Origin of the sequence: Pseudomonas sp. W17 (assembly GCF_040268305.1) — a bacterium.
GTDB lineage: Bacteria > Pseudomonadota > Gammaproteobacteria > Pseudomonadales > Pseudomonadaceae > Aquipseudomonas > Aquipseudomonas protegens.
Map to the genome: position 1 here is coordinate 3,867,873 of NZ_CP158490.1, position 16,861 is coordinate 3,884,733.

21 protein-coding genes are annotated in these 16,861 nt (G+C 65.9%); 7 read left to right on the forward strand and 14 right to left on the reverse strand.

The genetic code is table 11. The features are described from left to right. Positions 1-197: 197 nt before the first annotated feature. Together ABCR88_RS17700 and ABCR88_RS17705 are read right to left on the reverse strand one after the other, a co-directional pair. A complete protein-coding gene (locus ABCR88_RS17700; protein WP_325985959.1) occupies positions 198-797 on the reverse strand; it encodes an HD domain-containing protein in 600 nt (199 codons plus the stop codon). 118 nt (positions 798-915) lie between these two features. Further along, entirely contained in the window at positions 916-1,473 is a 558-nt protein-coding gene (locus tag ABCR88_RS17705; RefSeq protein WP_325986016.1) for a helix-turn-helix transcriptional regulator, read from the reverse strand. Positions 1,474-1,662: 189 nt separating this feature from the next. Here ABCR88_RS17705 and ABCR88_RS17710 point away from each other — a divergent pair, with 189 nt between their 5' ends. Further along, a complete protein-coding gene (locus ABCR88_RS17710; protein WP_041117838.1) occupies positions 1,663-2,004 on the forward strand; it encodes a low molecular weight protein tyrosine phosphatase family protein in 342 nt (113 codons plus the stop codon). Between the two features lie 87 nt (positions 2,005-2,091). Here the strand turns inward: ABCR88_RS17710 and ABCR88_RS17715 are convergent, their stop codons facing one another. Next, positions 2,092-3,279 carry a PrpF domain-containing protein gene (locus tag ABCR88_RS17715; RefSeq protein ID WP_325985958.1) on the reverse strand — a complete coding sequence of 396 codons (1,188 nt, stop codon included), beginning with the start codon at positions 3,277-3,279 and terminating at the stop codon, positions 2,092-2,094. A gap of 410 nt (positions 3,280-3,689) precedes the next feature. On the opposite strand from ABCR88_RS17715, the gene ABCR88_RS17720 reads away from it, so the two are divergent. Then, positions 3,690-4,277, forward strand: coding sequence for an AidA/PixA family protein (locus ABCR88_RS17720; protein WP_325985957.1), 588 nt, complete (start codon positions 3,690-3,692; stop codon positions 4,275-4,277). A 45-nt stretch (positions 4,278-4,322) separates the two neighbouring features. Here the strand turns inward: ABCR88_RS17720 and ABCR88_RS17725 are convergent, their stop codons facing one another. From ABCR88_RS17725 to ABCR88_RS17735, 3 genes are all read right to left on the reverse strand, one after another. Further along, a complete protein-coding gene (locus ABCR88_RS17725) occupies positions 4,323-4,943 on the reverse strand; it encodes a LysE family translocator (protein ID WP_123430904.1) in 621 nt (206 codons plus the stop codon). An 87-nt stretch (positions 4,944-5,030) separates the two neighbouring features. Continuing rightward, positions 5,031-5,681: a DUF2239 family protein gene (locus ABCR88_RS17730; protein WP_041117830.1), complete on the reverse strand. Its 651-nt coding sequence runs from the start codon at positions 5,679-5,681 to the stop codon at positions 5,031-5,033. 45 nt (positions 5,682-5,726) lie between these two features. Beyond that, positions 5,727-5,957, reverse strand: a complete 231-nt coding sequence (locus ABCR88_RS17735) for a DUF3079 domain-containing protein (RefSeq protein ID WP_041117828.1) — start codon at positions 5,955-5,957, stop codon at positions 5,727-5,729. Between the two features lie 296 nt (positions 5,958-6,253). Between ABCR88_RS17735 and ABCR88_RS17740 the strand changes: the two genes are divergently transcribed. After that, complete coding sequence (locus ABCR88_RS17740; protein ID WP_041117826.1) at positions 6,254-6,655, forward strand: hypothetical protein; 402 nt, start codon at positions 6,254-6,256, stop codon at positions 6,653-6,655. A gap of 95 nt (positions 6,656-6,750) precedes the next feature. After that, positions 6,751-7,305, forward strand: a complete 555-nt coding sequence (locus ABCR88_RS17745; RefSeq protein WP_041117823.1) for a UPF0149 family protein — start codon at positions 6,751-6,753, stop codon at positions 7,303-7,305. Positions 7,306-7,401: 96 nt separating this feature from the next. Here the strand turns inward: ABCR88_RS17745 and ABCR88_RS17750 are convergent, their stop codons facing one another. The 8 genes from ABCR88_RS17750 to ABCR88_RS17785 all read right to left on the reverse strand — a co-directional run bounded on the left by ABCR88_RS17750 (position 7,402) and on the right by ABCR88_RS17785 (position 12,261). Further along, positions 7,402-7,989 (reverse strand): hypothetical protein, encoded by a 588-nt coding sequence (locus ABCR88_RS17750; protein ID WP_041117821.1) that lies wholly within the window; start codon positions 7,987-7,989, stop codon positions 7,402-7,404. Positions 7,990-7,999: 10 nt separating this feature from the next. Next, positions 8,000-8,611 (reverse strand): hypothetical protein, encoded by a 612-nt coding sequence (locus ABCR88_RS17755; protein WP_041117820.1) that lies wholly within the window; start codon positions 8,609-8,611, stop codon positions 8,000-8,002. Between the two features lie 107 nt (positions 8,612-8,718). Then, positions 8,719-9,069 (reverse strand): hypothetical protein, encoded by a 351-nt coding sequence (locus ABCR88_RS17760; RefSeq protein ID WP_041117819.1) that lies wholly within the window; start codon positions 9,067-9,069, stop codon positions 8,719-8,721. Positions 9,070-9,109: 40 nt separating this feature from the next. After that, positions 9,110-9,403, reverse strand: a complete 294-nt coding sequence (locus ABCR88_RS17765) for a hypothetical protein (protein ID WP_011060967.1) — start codon at positions 9,401-9,403, stop codon at positions 9,110-9,112. A gap of 135 nt (positions 9,404-9,538) precedes the next feature. Then, complete coding sequence (locus tag ABCR88_RS17770) at positions 9,539-10,015, reverse strand: surface-adhesin E family protein (RefSeq protein WP_041117818.1); 477 nt, start codon at positions 10,013-10,015, stop codon at positions 9,539-9,541. Beyond that, positions 10,012-10,659, reverse strand: coding sequence for a hypothetical protein (locus ABCR88_RS17775; RefSeq protein ID WP_041117815.1), 648 nt, complete (start codon positions 10,657-10,659; stop codon positions 10,012-10,014). Before ABCR88_RS17775 ends, ABCR88_RS17770 begins: the two co-directional genes overlap by 4 nt. 115 nt (positions 10,660-10,774) lie before the next feature. Continuing rightward, positions 10,775-11,560 carry a PhzF family phenazine biosynthesis protein gene (locus ABCR88_RS17780; protein WP_350024133.1) on the reverse strand — a complete coding sequence of 262 codons (786 nt, stop codon included), beginning with the start codon at positions 11,558-11,560 and terminating at the stop codon, positions 10,775-10,777. Positions 11,561-11,565: 5 nt separating this feature from the next. Then, the gene (locus ABCR88_RS17785; RefSeq protein ID WP_041117814.1) at positions 11,566-12,261 is read right to left on the reverse strand and encodes a PAS domain-containing protein; all 696 of its coding nucleotides are present in this window, start codon (positions 12,259-12,261) and stop codon (positions 11,566-11,568) included. Between the two features lie 182 nt (positions 12,262-12,443). Between ABCR88_RS17785 and ABCR88_RS17790 the strand changes: the two genes are divergently transcribed. The 3 genes from ABCR88_RS17790 (at position 12,444) to ABCR88_RS17800 (ending at position 16,844) form a co-directional block, all read left to right on the forward strand. Then, positions 12,444-13,136: a response regulator transcription factor gene (locus ABCR88_RS17790; protein WP_041117812.1), complete on the forward strand. Its 693-nt coding sequence runs from the start codon at positions 12,444-12,446 to the stop codon at positions 13,134-13,136. Beyond that, positions 13,136-14,473 (forward strand): sensor histidine kinase, encoded by a 1,338-nt coding sequence (locus ABCR88_RS17795; protein ID WP_041117811.1) that lies wholly within the window; start codon positions 13,136-13,138, stop codon positions 14,471-14,473. The genes ABCR88_RS17790 and ABCR88_RS17795 overlap by 1 nt, the downstream gene beginning before the upstream one ends. 130 nt (positions 14,474-14,603) lie before the next feature. After that, the gene (locus ABCR88_RS17800) at positions 14,604-16,844 is read left to right on the forward strand and encodes a TonB-dependent siderophore receptor (RefSeq protein ID WP_350024026.1); all 2,241 of its coding nucleotides are present in this window, start codon (positions 14,604-14,606) and stop codon (positions 16,842-16,844) included. The last annotated feature ends 17 nt before the right edge of the window (positions 16,845-16,861 follow it).

Genomic DNA, 16,861 nt, shown 5'->3' on the forward strand with positions numbered 1-16,861 from the left:
CATCCCGACCCGGCTGCTCGATATGGGCCCGAGGCTGGACGTGCGTATGAAAAGCGTAGTGAACGGCAAGCGAAGGTAAAAATAGACCCGCTTGATGACCCTGGCAGAAAAAAACCATGACGCCTGCAAGGTTTCTGCGCGGGGCGCCCTGCCCCCTGGGAACCTCCCTGGATCTGGTGAGCGGCGCCCAGGCTTGTTTAGCGCAGCCGATGCTGACCCGCGGCCTGAGCCTGGGCGTCCAGGCGGCGCTGGGTGTCGGCATCGATCTGCTGGCGCAGGGCCTGGAACAGCGGGCTGGCGTCGGTGTAGCGGCGACCGTAATCGAGGTTGAAGCGGTAGTCGAAACCCGCCGGGTTCTGACCCTGGGTGTGTTGCAGCAGGGTTTCCAGCTTGTCCAGGGCCTTGACCGTGCGCGCCTCGGCGCTGGCGGCGCCCTCGTATTCATCCCACAGGTCCAGCAGGCGTTGGCGGGCCGGGGCGTCCAGGGCCCGGGCGAGGTATTGCAGGTCGTCGCGTTCCTGCTGGCTCTTGTTCGGGTGCGCCGCCTGTGCCACCGCCGGGATGTCGCCGTGAATGGCCTCCCCCAAGTCGTGGACGATGCACAGCTTCAGCACCCGCAGCAGGTCCAGGTCCCCCAGTTGGTCTTCGAACAGTAGCGCCATCAGGCACAGGCGCCAGCTGTGCTCGGCGGTGCTTTCCTGGCGGCCGCTGGAGGTGTGGGCGCTGCGCAGCACGTCCTTGAGTTTTTCCGCTTCACGGAGAAAGTCGAGGCGGCCACTGAGAAGTTCACTGTTCATGGAAATACCTGCGCGGTTGGGCAAAACACAGCCGGCACTGAAAGGCGGCGAGCGATGGCTAACCAGACTAGCCAAGGGGTGCTGCCGGGGCCACGGATAAAATATCCGTGGCCCCATTTCAGAGGGTTTCCACCAGCCGCACGGCGTTGCCGTCGGACAGGTTGAGGCGGGTCCAGCGGCACTGGCTGGGGGCGATGGGCACGATGGCCGAATCGTTGCGGCCGCTGAAGAATTCCAGGGACGGCGGCGCCAGCACTTCGCGCCAGCCCAGGTCATCCAGGGCGGCTTCCTTGCGCACGATTTCCTCGGTGCAGAAGCCCCACAGGGATTGGCCCAGCAGCTCGCTCAAGGGCACGCCGAACTGCCCGGCGCGGGTCGGCGAACAGGCCAGCAGGCGGTGGGTCAGGTCGCACACCAGGTGCACGGCGCGCGGGCTGTCGTTCACCAGCCGCGCCAGGGCCTGATCGGCGGCGGCGCTGAGGTTGGCTGCCAGCAGTTGTTCCAGGCGCGCGCGCTCTGCCGGCTCCATGGCCTGCTGGCCGTTTTCCCAGCGGGAAATGCTCGACTGCGCCACGCCGAACAGCTCGGCGGCGTGCTGCTGTTTGACCCGGTGCAACAGGCGCCAACGCCTGAGGGCCAGGCCCAGATGGGGTGAGGTGAACGGGGCTGCGGACATGGCCTGGGCGATGCAAGTAAAGGGGCCGGCAGTTTCGCAGCCACAGCCCTTGACGGGCAACTGGCGCTGACCCACGCCATTCACCCGGCCTGCCACAAGTTGCTGGACAGCACGGTAAAAGCCCCGAAAAATCAGCGCCTTTGCCCTGCCCTCTACGAGCCGGGCGTCTGTGCCAAGGAGTTCGGCCCAATGCTCAATGTCCTGTTTGTCTGCAGCCAGAACAAGCTGCGCAGCCCCACCGCCGAGCAGGTGTTTGCCGACTGGCCGGGCATCCAGACCGCTTCGGCGGGCCTCAATCACGATGCCGAAGTGCCCCTGGGCCCGGAGCTGGTGCAATGGGCCGGGCTGATTCTGGTGATGGAAACCCGCCACCGGGAAAAACTGCGCAAGCGCTTCAAGGCGCAGTTGAACAACCAGCAGATTGTCTGCCTGAACATTCCCGATGATTACGACTTCATGGACCCGCAGCTGATCCAGTTGTTGCGGCAGAAGGTGCCGCAGTTTCTTCCCGATGGCGGCGAGGCTCGCTGATATGGTTTTGCTGTTCAGGGCCCTGCCCACGCTGCGGTTGGGAGAGCGCTGGCGAGCCTGCGGCTCGTTCGCAGCCTGCGGCAGTGGCTACAAGGCGCCAAGGGCGGCGATCAGTTCCGCCGAGGCGTTGTACAGCGGCGTGCTGCCCTGCAACAGAATCTGCGCGCTGCGCCGGTAGGCAGCGCCGTCGATCAGCAGTTCCCCGGCCACCTGCCGGGCATTGATCAGGGTCTCCAGCACCCCGGCGGGGTTTTCAATCGCCAGCGGGTATTCACCCGGCTCCTCGCCTATCACCGGTGCCCGCGCCAACAAGGCATGGGCCACGGTGCCTTCGGCCAGGCACGCCGCCGCCAGGCAGCAGCCGCCGGACACCGCCAGGGACGGGTGGGCGTTCTGCGGGGTGAAGTAACGGGTGGCAATATCCCCACCCTCCCGCGCCGGGCTGACGATGCAGATCTTCGGGATGGTTTCGCTGCGCCGCAGCTCGTCGGCGCTCATCAGGCTGCCGTCGCGCTTGCGCAAGCCCATGCGCAACCCGCCCAGCACCATCAGTTCCAGCAGGCGCGCCTTGAATTGCGGGTCGGCGTCCAGCTGGGTCGGGGTTTCCTCGCCGGTCTGGCCCAGGTCCGATGCGCGCAGGATGACCATGGGCACCGCCACGTCGATGCAGGTGGCGGCGATGCCGTCCAGCAGGTCCACCCGTTTGCCAGTGGGGAACAGCGCGCCGGTCTTGGCCCCCACCGGCTTGTCGAGAAACAGGTCGACCCCGGGAAACACCCCGTTGACCCCGGGAATCCGCGTGTCGCTCAGCAGCCGGCCATTGGCGAAGCCTAAGCGCGCATACATCGTGGTCTGGGTGTTGCTGTTGTAGATCTCGATCTGCCCACCGCCCTCCCCGGGTTCCAGCCAGCCGCGCTGCAAGGCGTACAACGGCAGGGCCGCGGACATGTTGCCGCAGTTGACGCTCCAGTCGATGGCGCTCTTGCCCGCCGCCAGTTGCGCCAGGGTGCTGATCATCCGCGTCTCGCCGGGGCGTCGCTCGACGATGAACACCTTGTTGCTGGTGGGCCCGCCGCGCCCCAGGCCGGTGATCTGGGTATTGCCCGGCCAATCGCCCTGCAGCGGCACGCCCATCAGGTGGCGCAGCAACTCTTCCACCAGGGCTTCGTCCCGGGGCAGCGCTTCACGGGCCAGGATCAGCCCGGTGGAGGTGCCGCCACGGGCGTGGCACACGGGGAACTCAGGGATGGCAGCAGGCTTGGGCAGATCAGGCATGGCGGGCGCCTCCAGGGTGGGCGAATGGAGCAGCCCCTTGTCGCACAGGCAACGGGCGGCGGCGCAGCATGATAAACCGTCGCGGCCGATCCCGGGGCCTGCCGCTTGGCGATCCGGGATCGCCCGCTGCACATTGTGCCCGGGGCCGATCAGCACCTGGGCCTTGGCACGGGTGCTACAGGCTTGTAGCCCGAAGCGGCCAGGACGCCCTCGCGGCGCTTTTTTGACCGGCCCATTTGACTAACAGTCTTGAGCTTCTAGATTCCACTGGCGACCTCATGGAAGTGCATTTCGCCCGGTGCCCGACAGCTGTTGCGCCGCGCCCGGATGCTCGGTGGTCGCACGCTGCATAGCCGATGACACCCGGGCCTGGATCGCCAGGCCCATAGCGCGACAACAGGGAGCCGGACATGAACGAAAACATCGTGGATATCCTTGTCACCATTGACGTGGACACCATTCTGGAAAGCAACGGCAAGACCTTCGACGGCGGCAACACGCTGACCTTGAGCCAGCACAGCGCCACCCCCACCCAGCTCTACAACTACTACAGCAACGGCCAGCGCCTGTCCGAACAGGTGGTCTACATGGTGGCCCGCCGCGACAACACCGACGGGCCGGACGGCGGCTCCGAACTGGCGGTCAACCTGCGTCAGGGGGACATTGTCCGCTGGCGCGCCACCAGCCTGTCCAAGGGCATGTACAACGCGGTGCTGCTGTACCAGTACACCCAGACCAACCCGGTACCGAGTGCCGGCAATCCGCCCTATCTGACCGACGTCACGCCGGTGGTCCTGGACAGCACGCCGCTGCCCATCATCGACAAGGACAACCCGGCCGGGCAGCCCATCGCGCAAAGCGTGCAGAACTACTACTGGCAGGCCAACGCCACCCGGGTCGGCTCGCGCATTACCTACACCTGGGCCTTCATGATCCTGGACAGCAACAACAAGGTGATCGCCTACTGCTCCTGGGACCCGTACTTCTCCATCCACTGATGGCCATGGCCTCTCCCCGTTGCGGGGAGAGGCTTGCTCCAGGCTTCAGGCGCGCCGGGCCAGCAACAGCACCGAGGCAGCCGCCGACAGCAACGCCGCGCAGCAACGATTGAACAGGCGCTTGCCCGCAGGCTCGCTGAACCAGCGGCGCATGTGCAGGCCCATCAGCGCATAGGCGCTGATGGCGATCCACTCCAGCAGCAGGAACAACAGCCCCAGCACCAGGAACTGCGAACCCACGGGCGCCCCGGGCTCGACGAACTGCGGCAGAAACGCGGTGAAGATCAGGATCGCCTTGGGATTGCCGATGGCCACCAGAAATTCCTGCCGGCTGAGGGCCAGCAGCCCGGACACCCGGCTGCGCTCCGCACTCTGCACCTGGGGGGCCGCGGTCCACAGCTGATAGGCCAGGTACAGCAGGTAGCCCGCGCCGAGAATCTTGATCCCGTAGAACAACAGCTCCGAGGCTTGCAGCACCACCGCCAGGCCGGCGGCGGCCAGGGCGATCATCAGGGCGAACGCTGCCAGGCGGCCGATGCCCGCCAGGCACGAGGTGCGAAAACCGTAAGTGCTGGCATTGCGCACCGACAGCAGGTTGTTCGGCCCGGGGGCCATGTTCAGGGCGAAACAGGCCGGGATAAATAGCGCCAGGGTGGCGAGGTTCATAGGCACTCCAGAATCGGCAAGGCGTCGTTGTTGACCGACAAGGAACATAAAACGCCTGGGCCCCGGGACACAAGCCAGCCCCCGCGATTACGCCCCGGCCAGGCGCAAGGCATAGGCACGGATGTCCTGCGGCCAGTCCTCGATGCACTGTTGCAGGCGCGCCAGGTCCGCGGCGAACAGCGCTCGGGTGGCTTCTTCATAACCGGGAAGATCGCCGCCCATGGCCAGCATGAACTGGTAGGCCGCCTCTTGCGCGGCCCGCTGGCGCTGCGGTTCGGCGCCATGGCGCCGGGCTTCGTCCACCAGCCGGCGCAGCACCGCCGAGGCGCCACCGGGCTGCTCGGCCAGCCAGTCCCACTGGCGCGGCAACAGGGTCACTTCCCGGGCGATGACCCCCAGCTTGGGTCGCCCCCGCCCCCGGGGCGCAGCCTCTTCGCCCTCGACCGGCGCAGCAGCAGGCGGGCGCGGGCGATAGCGCCCGTTGCCCGGCGCCGGCGTGGCGGCCAGGCGCTGGCACACTTCGTCCGGGGTGCCCCGCAGGTCGAGGTCGATGACCCGGCCGCTGGCATCGTCGAACACCAGCAACGGCTGCGGCGCCGCCTCTTCGCTGGCACGCTTGACCGCCAGCGCGACCTCCAGCAACGGGCCGGCCGCCAGCACCTGCTGGGCCTGAAACGCAGTGACGGGTCGGGTAAGTGAGTCGGACATGGTTATGGCCTCAAGGAAACGAGGCTGCATATTACCCGGGTATTAATAAGGCAAGCAATAATACCCGGGTAATATTTAAACGGCGGTCGACCCTCGCGACTGCTGCTGTGGGGCCGGCTCGCTGTCGGCGGGCATCTCGATGCCCCAATCGCCGTCCAGGTACCAGTCCTCCCCGAGCATTTCCGCCGGGTGCATGGTGCGATCAGAACCATTGCCGCAGGCCAGGGCACTGGCCGCGCAGTAGCGGTCGCAGCCCCAGCAGATCCGCTCGGGGTGTTTGGGGCGCAGGGGAAAGGGCTTGGCCATGGCGGCTCCCGGAACCTGGATGAAGGAGCCTGCAGGTTAAGCCCCCTGGGGCTGGAGGAGGTTGATCTCGATCACAGCGCCGGGGTGCGCTCCGGGATGACCTGCTGCGTTCTTCAAGGGGCCTTCGTTGGCCAGCCTGGCCCTACCGGTGCCAGTGCTGGCGGTGAAGCGGGAACGGACGGCAACCGCAGCCTTGCACCGTTCGCATCGCCTGATCCAAGGGGCCCTAGAGGCAGATGCCACCGGGCACAGAATTTTCTCTGACAGCGGCTACGGGATCGCTATGATGGATCACCATGAACCCCAGCCCCGCGATCCGCCAACCCTGTCCGCCCGGCGCCTGCATTTGCGAGCGCGAGCAGTTGCTGGACACCCCCGGAGCCGACCTGCGCATCCTCAATCTGACGCGCCAGGAGGAAAAGCGCCTGCTCGAACGCCTGGAAAACCTCAAGGACCTGGCGGACCTGGAACACATGCAGCGGCGGATGTACGAACAACTGGGCATCCGCGTCCACATCAGCCCCAGTGACAACGTGGTCCGCAGCATGCGCGGCATCACCATTTCCCTGGGCGAGTTGCCCGGCCTGTGCCGCAAGACCCGGCAATCGATCCCGGCCGCCATCCGCCGGGCCATGGAGCAGCGCCCGGAAATCGCCTACCGCCTGCTGGACTCCCAGGACCTGTTGCGCGGCACCTGAGGGCCGCGCACTCAAGCGCCGCCCATACCGTTCAAGGCTTGCAGCCCGGGGCCTGAACCCGGAAACTTGCCGCTGCTTTTTCCAGGACTTCTCTCATGCAAAACACCCCATTGAACGCCGCCGACTTCGAAACCCTCGAAGACACCCTGCTCAAGTACGGCGACGACCACTCGGTACTCAACCCCTGCGAGCTGGACGGCTATTTCACCGCGCTGGTGTCGTGCCCGACCCAGGTGGATATCGCCGAATGGTTCCCGGCGATCTGGGGCGGCGAGAACCCCAATTGGGAAACCCCGCAAGAGTGCCGGCAGTTCATCGACCTGTGCGTGCGCCACATCAACACCCTGGCCGAACAACTGGCCAGTGATGCCCAGGGTTTCCATGCACGTTTCGAAACCACCGAACACCAGGGCCAGGACCTGTTGCTGGCCGAAGAATGGTGCTTTGGCTACCTCCGTGGCGTGGCCGTGGGCAACTGGCCGCAGATGCCGGCACCACAGACCGGCCTGTTGCAGACGATTATCGACTGTGCCGAACAGGACAACTTCGAACTGCCGGCCGACCTGGATCTGGAGCAGCATCGCCAGCAAGTGGCGGCCATCGAACCGGCGGCGCGGGCGCTGCACGACTACTGGCTGACCCAACGCTGACCTCCCGCCAGGGCCGCACCCGCCCCATAAGAAACGCCGCTGGCCCTACCCGGGCCAGCGGCGTTTTCATACCTGCCATTAGGTGCTGCGCGGGGGTTACAGCAACTGGCGTTGCACCGCTTCATCCAGGGTGCTGCGGGCCAGTTGCTGGACCACGTCGCGGGTATCCGCCTGGAAAGGAATCGCCACGATCAGCAGCAGTTGCATCCAGGTACGCACCGACTCGCTCTTGCGAATCCGCCCCAGTTCCTTGCCGTCCTTGTCCTTGAACACCGTCTCCAGGGTGAAGGTGTTTTTCGCCGTGGACGGGATGATGAAGAAGGTGGCGCCGGTGATGATGGCCGAGGCCATGCTGAACTGTTCGTTGTTGTACAGGGTGGCTTCGGCGTACAGGTCCGACTCGACCTTGTCGGTGCTAACCCGGGCAAAGCGCCCGGACTGGCGGAAGGCATCGGCCACCACGGTTTCCCAGGCGGCCGCCGGAGCGCCGGCAGCGGCATTGGCCGGGCCGCCGTTGACCTGGTACATGGCGGTGGTGCGGACAAAGGCGCTGGGCTTTTGCTCGGCGGTCTGTGCCACCGGCGGCCAGGTGCCGACAGCGCTCAGTTCGTGTTGCGAGTAGGAAACGCAGCCGCTCAGCAGCACCGCCGCGAGCACCAGGGTGTACTTGATGAAACCCGACATGGGACTCTCCTTAGTGTTGCGCCAACCGGGCGGTGGCGTTGTCCAGCAACTTGGCAACCAGTTCGTTCAGCTGCTTGGCGCCTTGGGTCGGCGCCCAGTATTCGCGGCCGTACAGGCCGACGTTGCGCTCGAACTTGAGCTGCTCCTTGGCACTGGCCAGTTCCTTGCCGTTGCGGTCGACGATCGACAGGTCGCCGGCCAGGTCGAAGGTATCGACGTAGATCGGACCGTTGACCCAGATCCACACGGTCAGGGTCAGCAAGGCCCCGGGCAGGTAGCCCGGATGGGGCGCGCGATGGCCCTTGAGGGAGGTCATGTTGAATTTCAGCACCACGTCTTCCTCGCCCAGGCGGGTGGGGAATTCGCTGAGCTGGCGGAAGTAGCCGGCGCTCTTGACGTAGGGGGTCAGCTGGGCCGTGAGGGAACGGCTGATGGCAGTGCGCGTGGCGTCGTCGATACCGCTGGCGGTGACTTGCACATCGGCGATTTGTGCGGTGCGCGGGCTGCTGATGGGTGCGGGGTGCAACGGCGCGCCCAGCGGGCCGGTGACGTTGTAGGAGACACAGCCGGTCAGCGCCAGGGTGGCGATGAGGGCGGCGGCCCCGAGCAGGGTTCTGAACACGAAATATCCTTATTGAAAGACGAACAGCACCAACGTCTCGACCCCGGCACCCAGAACTTTAGGAAAACCTCGCATTCGGTTGGGCGCTACAGGCCCGCTCGCGGGCCTTATTGATAGTCCTCTTCATAGGCCTGGAGCAGATTGAACAAGTGCTCCTGGGGCATCGCGCAGTCCTCCAGCGCTTCGGGCGCAACGCCGTTCCACTCCTCATCGGGGTCGCTTTCGACAATCAGCAGCGGCACCTGGGCGTTGTTGCAGAAGGCGAGGATGTCGCGCAGTTCCTGCTCGCGCTCTACATGGTCGTTGTGAAACAGCTTGGCGCTGTAGAAGAAACCCTCGGCGCCACGGCGCAGATAGCCCTGGGCAATGCGCAGGGACAGGCCCAGGCGTTGATGGAGAAACTTGACCAGCGCCAGGTCAGTGGTGGGAGTCGCGGCGGCGATGCTTATTCTGGACATGGCAGGTTCCTTGATAAATCGGCGGGCAGCCCTCGCCCTGCTACTCGGGGCGCCACAGTTCGAGCCCCTCCACATGGCGCTCGATGTCGTCCATGTCGTCCTCCCCCAGGGTACGGTCGAAGGGTTCGCTGAGAATCCTGCGCACCTGGGCCAGGCGCTGGGTGACCTGCTGGTTATCGATGAAATCGGTGGTGGCGCGCTGGTAGTCGGCCACGGGTTTATCCATGTAGTAGGCGCCCATCTTGTGCAACGAGATCAAGACGAACTCCAGCTCCGCCAGGGCCTGCAGCGCCTGCTCGCCAGAGAGGGTGATGGTGCGGTTGCTTTCCAGCATCGAAACTTCCTTGGTGCTCAACAGTTGGACAGAACGCCGCCTGGGCGGCGTGCGGCGCGCGCTTCAATCAGGCAGGCCACCGCCCATGCTGATCATGGCCTGGCCGGGCTGAACAACAGGCCCGGCTGACACCGCTCACCGACTCGGTGCCGGAGCCAGCTTGAGCCGGGTCGGATCGACCGCGCAGGCCATGTTGCGCAGCTCCCCGATCAACGATTGACGGGGAAAGGCGGCCCATTGCGCAAGATCTTCCTTGCGCATGACCTCCACGCCCTGGGCGAAGGGCTCGGAGAAGTACACCCGGCCGAACTGCGCCGACTCATCCTTCTCGCAGTTGATCACCCGGGTCGCGCGGGAGCTGTAGATCGGCGGCTTGCCACCGCCCAGCGCAGCAGGCTTGGCGTAGTTGTTGACCAGATAGAACTGCCGCAGGTTCGGGTTGTTCTGGTAGAGGGCCAGCGAGTTGGCGGCAAAGTAGGTGGCCAGTTCCGGGCTTTCCAGCACCTTGAACATGCCGTCCGGACGCTGCGGCGCCGGGGCCTCCCCGGGGGTACCCGAATGCGCGCAACCGGCGAGCAAAAGCGCCGCGCTCAAGCTCAACAGCTTGTTCATCGGCCCGCTCCCTGGGCCAGGTCCGGCCGCTCCTGCTCCAGCAATGGCTGATCGACAGTGCCCTGCAGCGAGCAGAGCAAACGGGTCTTGCCGTCTTCTTGGCTGAGCATGAGGATCTTTTCCGCGGAGCCCGGCGCCGGGGCGATGCCCGAAGCGGCGGCCGGGTTGTCCTGCCAGGGGGTCGCGGCGTTGAGTTTGATCTGCGGCCGGGAGACGAAGTATTCGCCAGTCTCCTGCCAACCGGCCTGGGGCAGCGCGGCCATGACGGCCTCGCGGCTGGCATCGATTTCAAAGCCCCAGAAGTGAAAGGTGCCCTGCTCGCCCAGGTCGAACTGACGGTCGTAGTAGGCGGTCAGGGGCAGGCCCTGATCCAGCAGCGGCCGGGAAAACGCCATTAGCGCGGAGGCGCTGTCGCGGCGCTCCGCCACCGGAATCCAGGCGATGCCCTGGCGCTGATTCTCCGCCAGTTTCACCACCTGTCCGAGCTCGGCGCGCTGCTGATACAGGGCCTTGAAAAAGCTCGGCTGGCACTCCAGCAGGCTCTGGCTGAGGCTCGCTGCCTGGGCAGCGCCGGCACTCAAACCCAGGAGCAAGGCCAACAGCGCTGAGGTGGAAAGGCGGGGCAAGGTGCGCGTCCGTTGCATGGTCTGGAGCATCCTGAGCAGGCGAAAAAAACGCGACTCTACTCCCGCCGGCACTGCCGAGACAAATCCGCCTGCAGGCACCAGGCCTGCATGGCAGAGCGGCGCCGCAGCCGGTTCAGAGGAAAATACTGCCCTTGAGGTACAAGGCGCCGTAGCCGCTGATGATTACCCGCCCGTTGTCCAGCACCTGGCACTGCAGCTGGCCCTTGCGCGCCCCGCCCTGCTGCGCCCGCAACTGACGCTTGCCCAGGCGCGCGGCCCAGTAAGGCGCCAGGGAGGTATGGGCGGAACCGGTGACCGGGTCTTCATTGACCCCGACCCGCGGGCCGAACCAGCGCGAGACGAAATCGAATGCCCGAGACGGCGCCGTCACGGCGATGCCGCGCACATCGAAGGCGGCCAGTGCGGCGAAATCGGGCTTGAGCGCCTCCACCAGAGCTTCGTCGTCCACCACCAGCAGGTAATCGTCGGTGCGGTACAGGGCCGCGGCCGCCGGCAACCCCAGGGCTTGCAGCAGGGCCGCAGGAATCGCCGCGGCTTCGGGCTGCTTGGCGGGAAAGTCCATGGACAGCAGGCCGCCCTCGCGGCTCACCCGCAACTCGCCGCTGCGGGTGGCAAAGCGCAGCACGTCGCGGCGCTCGCCCAACTGCTCGAACAGCACCCAGGCCGCCGCCAGGGTGGCGTGCCCGCACAGGTCCACTTCCACCGTGGGGGTGAACCAGCGCAGTTCGAAGACTTCGCCCCGGGGCACGAAATAGGCGGTTTCCGACAGGTTGTTCTCCAGGGCGATGCGCTGCAGGACCTCGTCCGGCAACCAGGCATCCAGGGGGCACACCGCCGCCGGGTTGCCACCGAAGACGTGGGAGGTAAAGGCATCTACTTGATAGATATCGAGCTGCATCGCGGTCATTCCTCGGCGCCTTGGGCGCGGATCTGTTCCAGGTAGTTGTAGATGGTGTAGCGGGTCACCCCCAGGGCCGCGGCGGCCTTTTCGATCCCGCCCTTGACGATGAACACCCCGCGCTCCTGCATCTGGCGCACGGCGTCGAGCTTGTGTGGCTTGCTCATGCGCGCCCCGTTTCCCGGGCAGGCGCCCTGGATGATCTGGGCCAGCAACTGTTCCATGTCGGGGGCTTCGTCGCGGCGCGGCGCAGGCGCGCTGCCCAGGCCCAGCAATTGCCCGAGGCAGGCATGAGCGGCGGCGATGCCGCTCAGGTCGCTGTTGCTGCACAGGCTGGCGAAGGGCTGCCCGCTGCTGTCGCGAAAGATCACAGTGGAACTGCGCAACTCGCGGCCGTCGGGGGCCAGGGTCGGGTAGTTCTCCAGCACCAGCGGGGTCGCCGCGGAGCGGTCTTGCAGGGCGCGTCGCACCGCGGCAAAACCCAGGTCCTGGCGCGGCCCGACCAGCACCGGGTCACCTACCCGGCGCCCGGTGACATGACCATTGGCGATGGCGACGATCGAGCACTCGGGACGGTCAAGGTCATGCAGGACAATCTCCACATGCCGGCCGACCACACTGCCCAGCATCTGCAAAGTGCTGTGCAGCACCTGCAGCACCAGCTGACGTTCGGCAAGCAGGGAAGCGCAAGATCGGTTCATGGGTGACTACCAAGGTGAACGGCCAGGAAAAATATCAACACCTTGTTGAATATTCAACTTCTTGTTCAGTTGATCCCGGTCATGCCCGCCCATCATGGCAATTGCATAGCCAGGGGCATTGCTGCAATATTCGCAAATGTAAAACGTTCTCATTAAATATTTCCATTCAAGTGCTCTGCCCCATGACCCCCAACCTGCTCCTCGTGGAAGACGACGCCCGACTGCGCGACGACCTGGACCTGCATTTCCGCCAGCGCGGCTTTACCGTCACCACCTGCACCGACGGGCGCCAGGGGCTGGCCGCGGTGCGCGCCGGCCACTTCGACCTGGTGCTGCTGGACATCATGCTGCCGGGCATGGACGGCCTGGCCCTGCTGGAAACCCTGCGCCAGGAACAGGGCACGCCAGTGATGCTGATGTCGGCCCTGGGCGCCGAGCAGGACCGCATCACCGGCTTTACCCGAGGCGCCGACGACTACCTGCCCAAGCCCTTCAGCCTGGCCGAACTGGACGCCCGCGCCGACGCCCTGCTGCGGCGCATGGCCCGGGTGCAACAACAGCAGGCCACGCGCCAGGACCCGCACCTCGACTTCGACGAACAGGCCCAGGACGTGCTGCATCAGGGGCGCGCAGCGGGTCTCACCGGCTCCGAATACCGGTTGCTGGTGACCCTGCGCGAGCACCCCGGGGAAACCCTGAGCAAGCCGTTTCTCTATCAGCACGTGCTGCACCGCATCTACACGAGGCTCGATCGCGGCCTGGATGTGCATGTGTGCAACCTGCGGCGCAAACTCGCGGAGCTCGGGGTGCAGCACCTGCAGATCCAGGCGGTGCGCGGCGCGGGCTACATCCTGGTGGAAGCGGAACGCCACTGATGCGCCGTCACCCCCTGCTGTGGAAACTGGCGCTGTTGCAGATCGGCTTCTGCCTGCTGCTGACCTGGATCATCTGGACCTGGGGCCTGTCGGCCGAGCGCAGCACCTATTTTCTCGACCCCGCCGACCGCCAGTACCTGGCCAGCTACGCCCAGCAGGCCGAGCACGCCTGGCGCCAGGGCGGAGTGGCCGCGGTCGATGAGTTCCAGCAACAACTGGCAACCCGGGAAGACACCTGGGTCGCGGTGATCGGCGATCGCCTGCAGAGCCTGGGCAGCACGCCGCTGACCGCCGAGGAAGCCAGCCACCTGACCTTCATGCGCAAGCTCGACTGGCCCATGAGCCGGCGCCTGCAGGACGAGTTGCCCTACGTCAGCATCGAATTCCCCGAGCACCCGGAGCAAGGCCGGCTGGTGCTGCAACTGCCCGAGCGCCTGCTGCCCAGTGGCCTGACGCCCTGGACCCACGTGCTCAGCCATGGCGTGGTGCCGACCCTGCTGGCCGCCCTGCTCGGCCTGTTGCTCTACCGCCACCTGGTGCTGCCGTTGAACCGCCTGCGCGACCGCGCCGATGCCTTGCGCGCCGACGACCTGGAAAGCCAGGGCCTGGGCACGCCCCTGGTGAACCGCCACGACGAACTGGGGGAACTGGCCCTGGCCTTCGAGCACATGGCCGAGCGCCTGCGCCAGAGCCTGGCCCAGCAGCGCCTGCTGCTGCGCACGCTGTCCCATGAGCTGCGCACGCCCCTGGCGCGGTTGCGCATCGCCCATGACAGCCGGTTGCCGCCGGAGCAGTTGCGCCAGCGCCTGGACCGGGAAATCGCCGACATGCAGCGCCTGCTGGAAGACACCCTGGACCTGGCCTGGCTCGACACCGAGCGCCCGCAACTGCCCACCGAAGCGGTGCAGGTGCTGTCGATCTGGGAAGCCCTGCGCCAGGACGCCTGCTTCGAAAGCAGCTGGCCAGTCGAGCGCCTGCCCTGCCTGCTGGACGCCGAGTGTCGGGTCCAGGTGCACCTGGACAGCATCGCCCAGGCCCTGGAGAACCTGCTGCGCAACGCCATCCGCTACTCCCCCGCCGGCGGCCGGGTGAGCCTGCGCGGCTGGCGCGAAGGCGCCTATTGGCACCTGTGCCTGGAAGACCAGGGACCAGGGGTCGCCGAACAGGACCTGCAACGCATCTTCCAACCCTACCAGCGCCTGGACTCGGCCCAGGGCGACGGCTTCGGCCTGGGCCTGGCCATTGCCCGGCGCGCCGTGGAGCTGCATCAGGGGCGGATCTGGGCCAGCAACGGCCACCCCGGGCTGTGCATGCACCTGCTGCTGCCCGCCGCCTAGGCCCGGCAGCAACAGCGCCTGCGTGCAAAACAGGCCTGGAAGTGTTTAGAAAGTTAATGCGCTTTACTCGCAAATAGCAGTCATTATCATTCGTGATCTTCCTGTTTCTGCTTCTGTCCGGAGATCACCGATGTCCATGCGCTCGATGCGTCCTTTCGCCCCTTTCCTGCTGTCCGGCTGCTGCCTGCTCAGCCAGGCCGTGCAGGCCGCCAACGAAGGCTCGACCCAGCCGGTCCTGGAACTGGAACCGCAGAGCGTAGTGGCCACCGCCAAGGAAGAAACCAAGCAGGCCCCCGGGGTCTCGGTAATCACCGCCGAGGACATCCAGAAGCGCCCGCCGGCCAACGACCTGTCGCAGATCATCCGCACCATGCCCGGGGTCAACCTCACTGGTAACTCCACCAGCGGCCAGCGCGGCAGTAACCGGCAGATCGACATCCGCGGCATGGGCCCGGAAAACACCCTGATCCTGGTGGACGGCAAGCCGGTGGGCAGCCGCAACTCGGTGCGCTACGGCTGGCGCGGCGAGCGTGACAGCCGCGGCGACACCAACTGGGTACCGGCCGACCAGGTCGAACGCATCGAAGTGATCCGCGGCCCGGCGGCGGCCCGCTACGGCAACGGCGCCGCTGGCGGGGTGATCAACATCATCACCAAACAGGCCGGCAGCCAGACCCACGGCAACGCCACGCTCTACAGCTCGTTCCCGACCCACAAGGACGAAGGCGCCACCCAGCGTATGAGCTTCGGCCTTAACGGCCCGCTCACCGACACCTTGAGCTACCGGGTGTATGGCAACGTGGCCAAGACCGATTCCGACGACGCCGACATCAACGCCGGCCATGAATCCCTGCGCACCGGCAACCAGGTCGGCACCCTGCCCGCCGGCCGCGAAGGCGTACGCAACAAGGACCTCAACGGCCTCTTGAGCTGGCGCATGACTCCAGACCAGAGCCTGGACTTCGAAGCCGGCTTCAGCCGCCAGGGCAACATCTACACCGGCGATACCCAGAACACCAACAGCAACAAGAATGTGCAGAACCTGCTGGGCCACGAGACCAACCGCAGCTACCGCGAAACCTATGCCCTGACCCATCGCGGCGAATGGGACTTCGGCAGTTCCATGGCCTACCTGCAATACGAAAAGACCCGCAACACGCGGATCAACGAAGGCCTGGCCGGCGGCACCGAAGGCATCTTCAGCAACAGTGAGTTCTACACCGCGGTGCTGCGCGACCTGACCGCCCATGGCGAGGTCAACCTGCCCCTGCGTGCCGGCTTCGAGCAGACCCTGACCCTGGGCAGCGAATGGTCCCAGCAGAAGCTCGACGACCCCAGCGCCAACACCCAAAGCACCAGCGAAGGCGGCGCCGTGGGCGGCCTGAGCTCAAGCAACCGCAGCACCCAGTCCAGCGCGCAGATCTTCTCGCTGTTCGCCGAAGACAACATCGAACTGCAGCCGGGCACCATGCTCACCCCGGGCCTGCGCCTGGACCACCACAGCATCGTCGGCGACAACTGGAGCCCATCGCTCAACTTGTCCCACGCCCTGAGCGACACCCTGACCCTCAAGGCCGGCATCGCCCGCGCCTACAAGGCGCCGAACCTGTACCAGCTCAACTCCGACTACCTGCTCTACAGCCGCGGCCAGGGCTGCTACGGCCAGAGCACCAGCTGCTACTTGCAGGGCAACGACAAGCTCAAGGCGGAAACCAGCGTCAACAAGGAACTGGGCCTGGAATACAAGGCCGACGGCTGGGTGGCCGGGCTGACCTACTTCCGCAACGACTACAAGAACAAGGTGGAATCCGGCCTGGCGCCGGTGAGTCGTGCCAGCGGCGGCAGCGGCGCTTACCGCAACTCGGCGATCTACCAGTGGGAAAACGTGCCCAAGGCCCTGGTGGAAGGCCTGGAAGGCACCCTGACCATTCCGTTGGCCAGCCAGCTGACCTGGAACAACAACTTCACCTACATGCTGCAATCGAAGAACAAGGAAACCGGCGACTACCTCTCGGTGACCCCGCGCTACACCCTCAACTCGATACTCGACTGGCAGGCCACCCAGGACCTGTCGCTGCAGGCGACCGTGGCCTGGTACGGCCAGCAGACGCCGAAGAAATACGACTACCACGGCGACCGCGTCACCGGCAGCGCCACCCAGCAACTGGCGCCGTACGCCATTGCCGGGGTCAGCGGCACCTACGCCCTGACCCGCAACCTGAGCCTGACCGCCGGGGTCGACAACCTGTTCGACAAACGCCTGTTCCGTGAAGGCAATGCCCAGGGCGTGAACAATATTGCCGGGGCCGGCGCCGCCACCTACAACGAACCCGGGCGCACCCTGTACACCAGCCTGACCGCTTCGTTCTGAGCCATTACCAAGAGCCA

What these genes read in the sequence shown, in the direction of transcription:
- ABCR88_RS17705 (WP_325986016.1), bottom strand. Translation starts at nt 1,473, where the DNA reads ATGTCCGCAGCCCCGTTCACCTCACCCCATCTGGGCCTGGCCCTCAGG.
- ABCR88_RS17735 (WP_041117828.1), bottom strand. Translation starts at nt 5,957, where the DNA reads ATGGCCAAGCCCTTTCCCCTGCGCCCCAAACACCCCGAGCGGATCTGC.
- ABCR88_RS17790 (WP_041117812.1), top strand. Translation starts at nt 12,444, where the DNA reads ATGACCCCCAACCTGCTCCTCGTGGAAGACGACGCCCGACTGCGCGAC.
- ABCR88_RS17765 (WP_011060967.1), bottom strand. Translation starts at nt 9,403, where the DNA reads ATGCTGGAAAGCAACCGCACCATCACCCTCTCTGGCGAGCAGGCGCTG.
- ABCR88_RS17720 (WP_325985957.1), top strand. Translation starts at nt 3,690, where the DNA reads ATGAACGAAAACATCGTGGATATCCTTGTCACCATTGACGTGGACACC.
- ABCR88_RS17775 (WP_041117815.1), bottom strand. Translation starts at nt 10,659, where the DNA reads ATGCAACGGACGCGCACCTTGCCCCGCCTTTCCACCTCAGCGCTGTTG.
- ABCR88_RS17725 (WP_123430904.1), bottom strand. Translation starts at nt 4,943, where the DNA reads ATGAACCTCGCCACCCTGGCGCTATTTATCCCGGCCTGTTTCGCCCTG.
- ABCR88_RS17700 (WP_325985959.1), bottom strand. Translation starts at nt 797, where the DNA reads ATGAACAGTGAACTTCTCAGTGGCCGCCTCGACTTTCTCCGTGAAGCG.
- ABCR88_RS17800 (WP_350024026.1), top strand. Translation starts at nt 14,604, where the DNA reads ATGTCCATGCGCTCGATGCGTCCTTTCGCCCCTTTCCTGCTGTCCGGC.
- ABCR88_RS17780 (WP_350024133.1), bottom strand. Translation starts at nt 11,560, where the DNA reads ATGCAGCTCGATATCTATCAAGTAGATGCCTTTACCTCCCACGTCTTC.
- ABCR88_RS17740 (WP_041117826.1), top strand. Translation starts at nt 6,254, where the DNA reads ATGAACCCCAGCCCCGCGATCCGCCAACCCTGTCCGCCCGGCGCCTGC.
- ABCR88_RS17750 (WP_041117821.1), bottom strand. Translation starts at nt 7,989, where the DNA reads ATGTCGGGTTTCATCAAGTACACCCTGGTGCTCGCGGCGGTGCTGCTG.
- ABCR88_RS17730 (WP_041117830.1), bottom strand. Translation starts at nt 5,681, where the DNA reads ATGCAGCCTCGTTTCCTTGAGGCCATAACCATGTCCGACTCACTTACC.
- ABCR88_RS17785 (WP_041117814.1), bottom strand. Translation starts at nt 12,261, where the DNA reads ATGAACCGATCTTGCGCTTCCCTGCTTGCCGAACGTCAGCTGGTGCTG.
- ABCR88_RS17770 (WP_041117818.1), bottom strand. Translation starts at nt 10,015, where the DNA reads ATGAACAAGCTGTTGAGCTTGAGCGCGGCGCTTTTGCTCGCCGGTTGC.
- ABCR88_RS17760 (WP_041117819.1), bottom strand. Translation starts at nt 9,069, where the DNA reads ATGTCCAGAATAAGCATCGCCGCCGCGACTCCCACCACTGACCTGGCG.
- ABCR88_RS17715 (WP_325985958.1), bottom strand. Translation starts at nt 3,279, where the DNA reads ATGCCTGATCTGCCCAAGCCTGCTGCCATCCCTGAGTTCCCCGTGTGC.
- ABCR88_RS17710 (WP_041117838.1), top strand. Translation starts at nt 1,663, where the DNA reads ATGCTCAATGTCCTGTTTGTCTGCAGCCAGAACAAGCTGCGCAGCCCC.
- ABCR88_RS17795 (WP_041117811.1), top strand. Translation starts at nt 13,136, where the DNA reads ATGCGCCGTCACCCCCTGCTGTGGAAACTGGCGCTGTTGCAGATCGGC.
- ABCR88_RS17745 (WP_041117823.1), top strand. Translation starts at nt 6,751, where the DNA reads ATGCAAAACACCCCATTGAACGCCGCCGACTTCGAAACCCTCGAAGAC.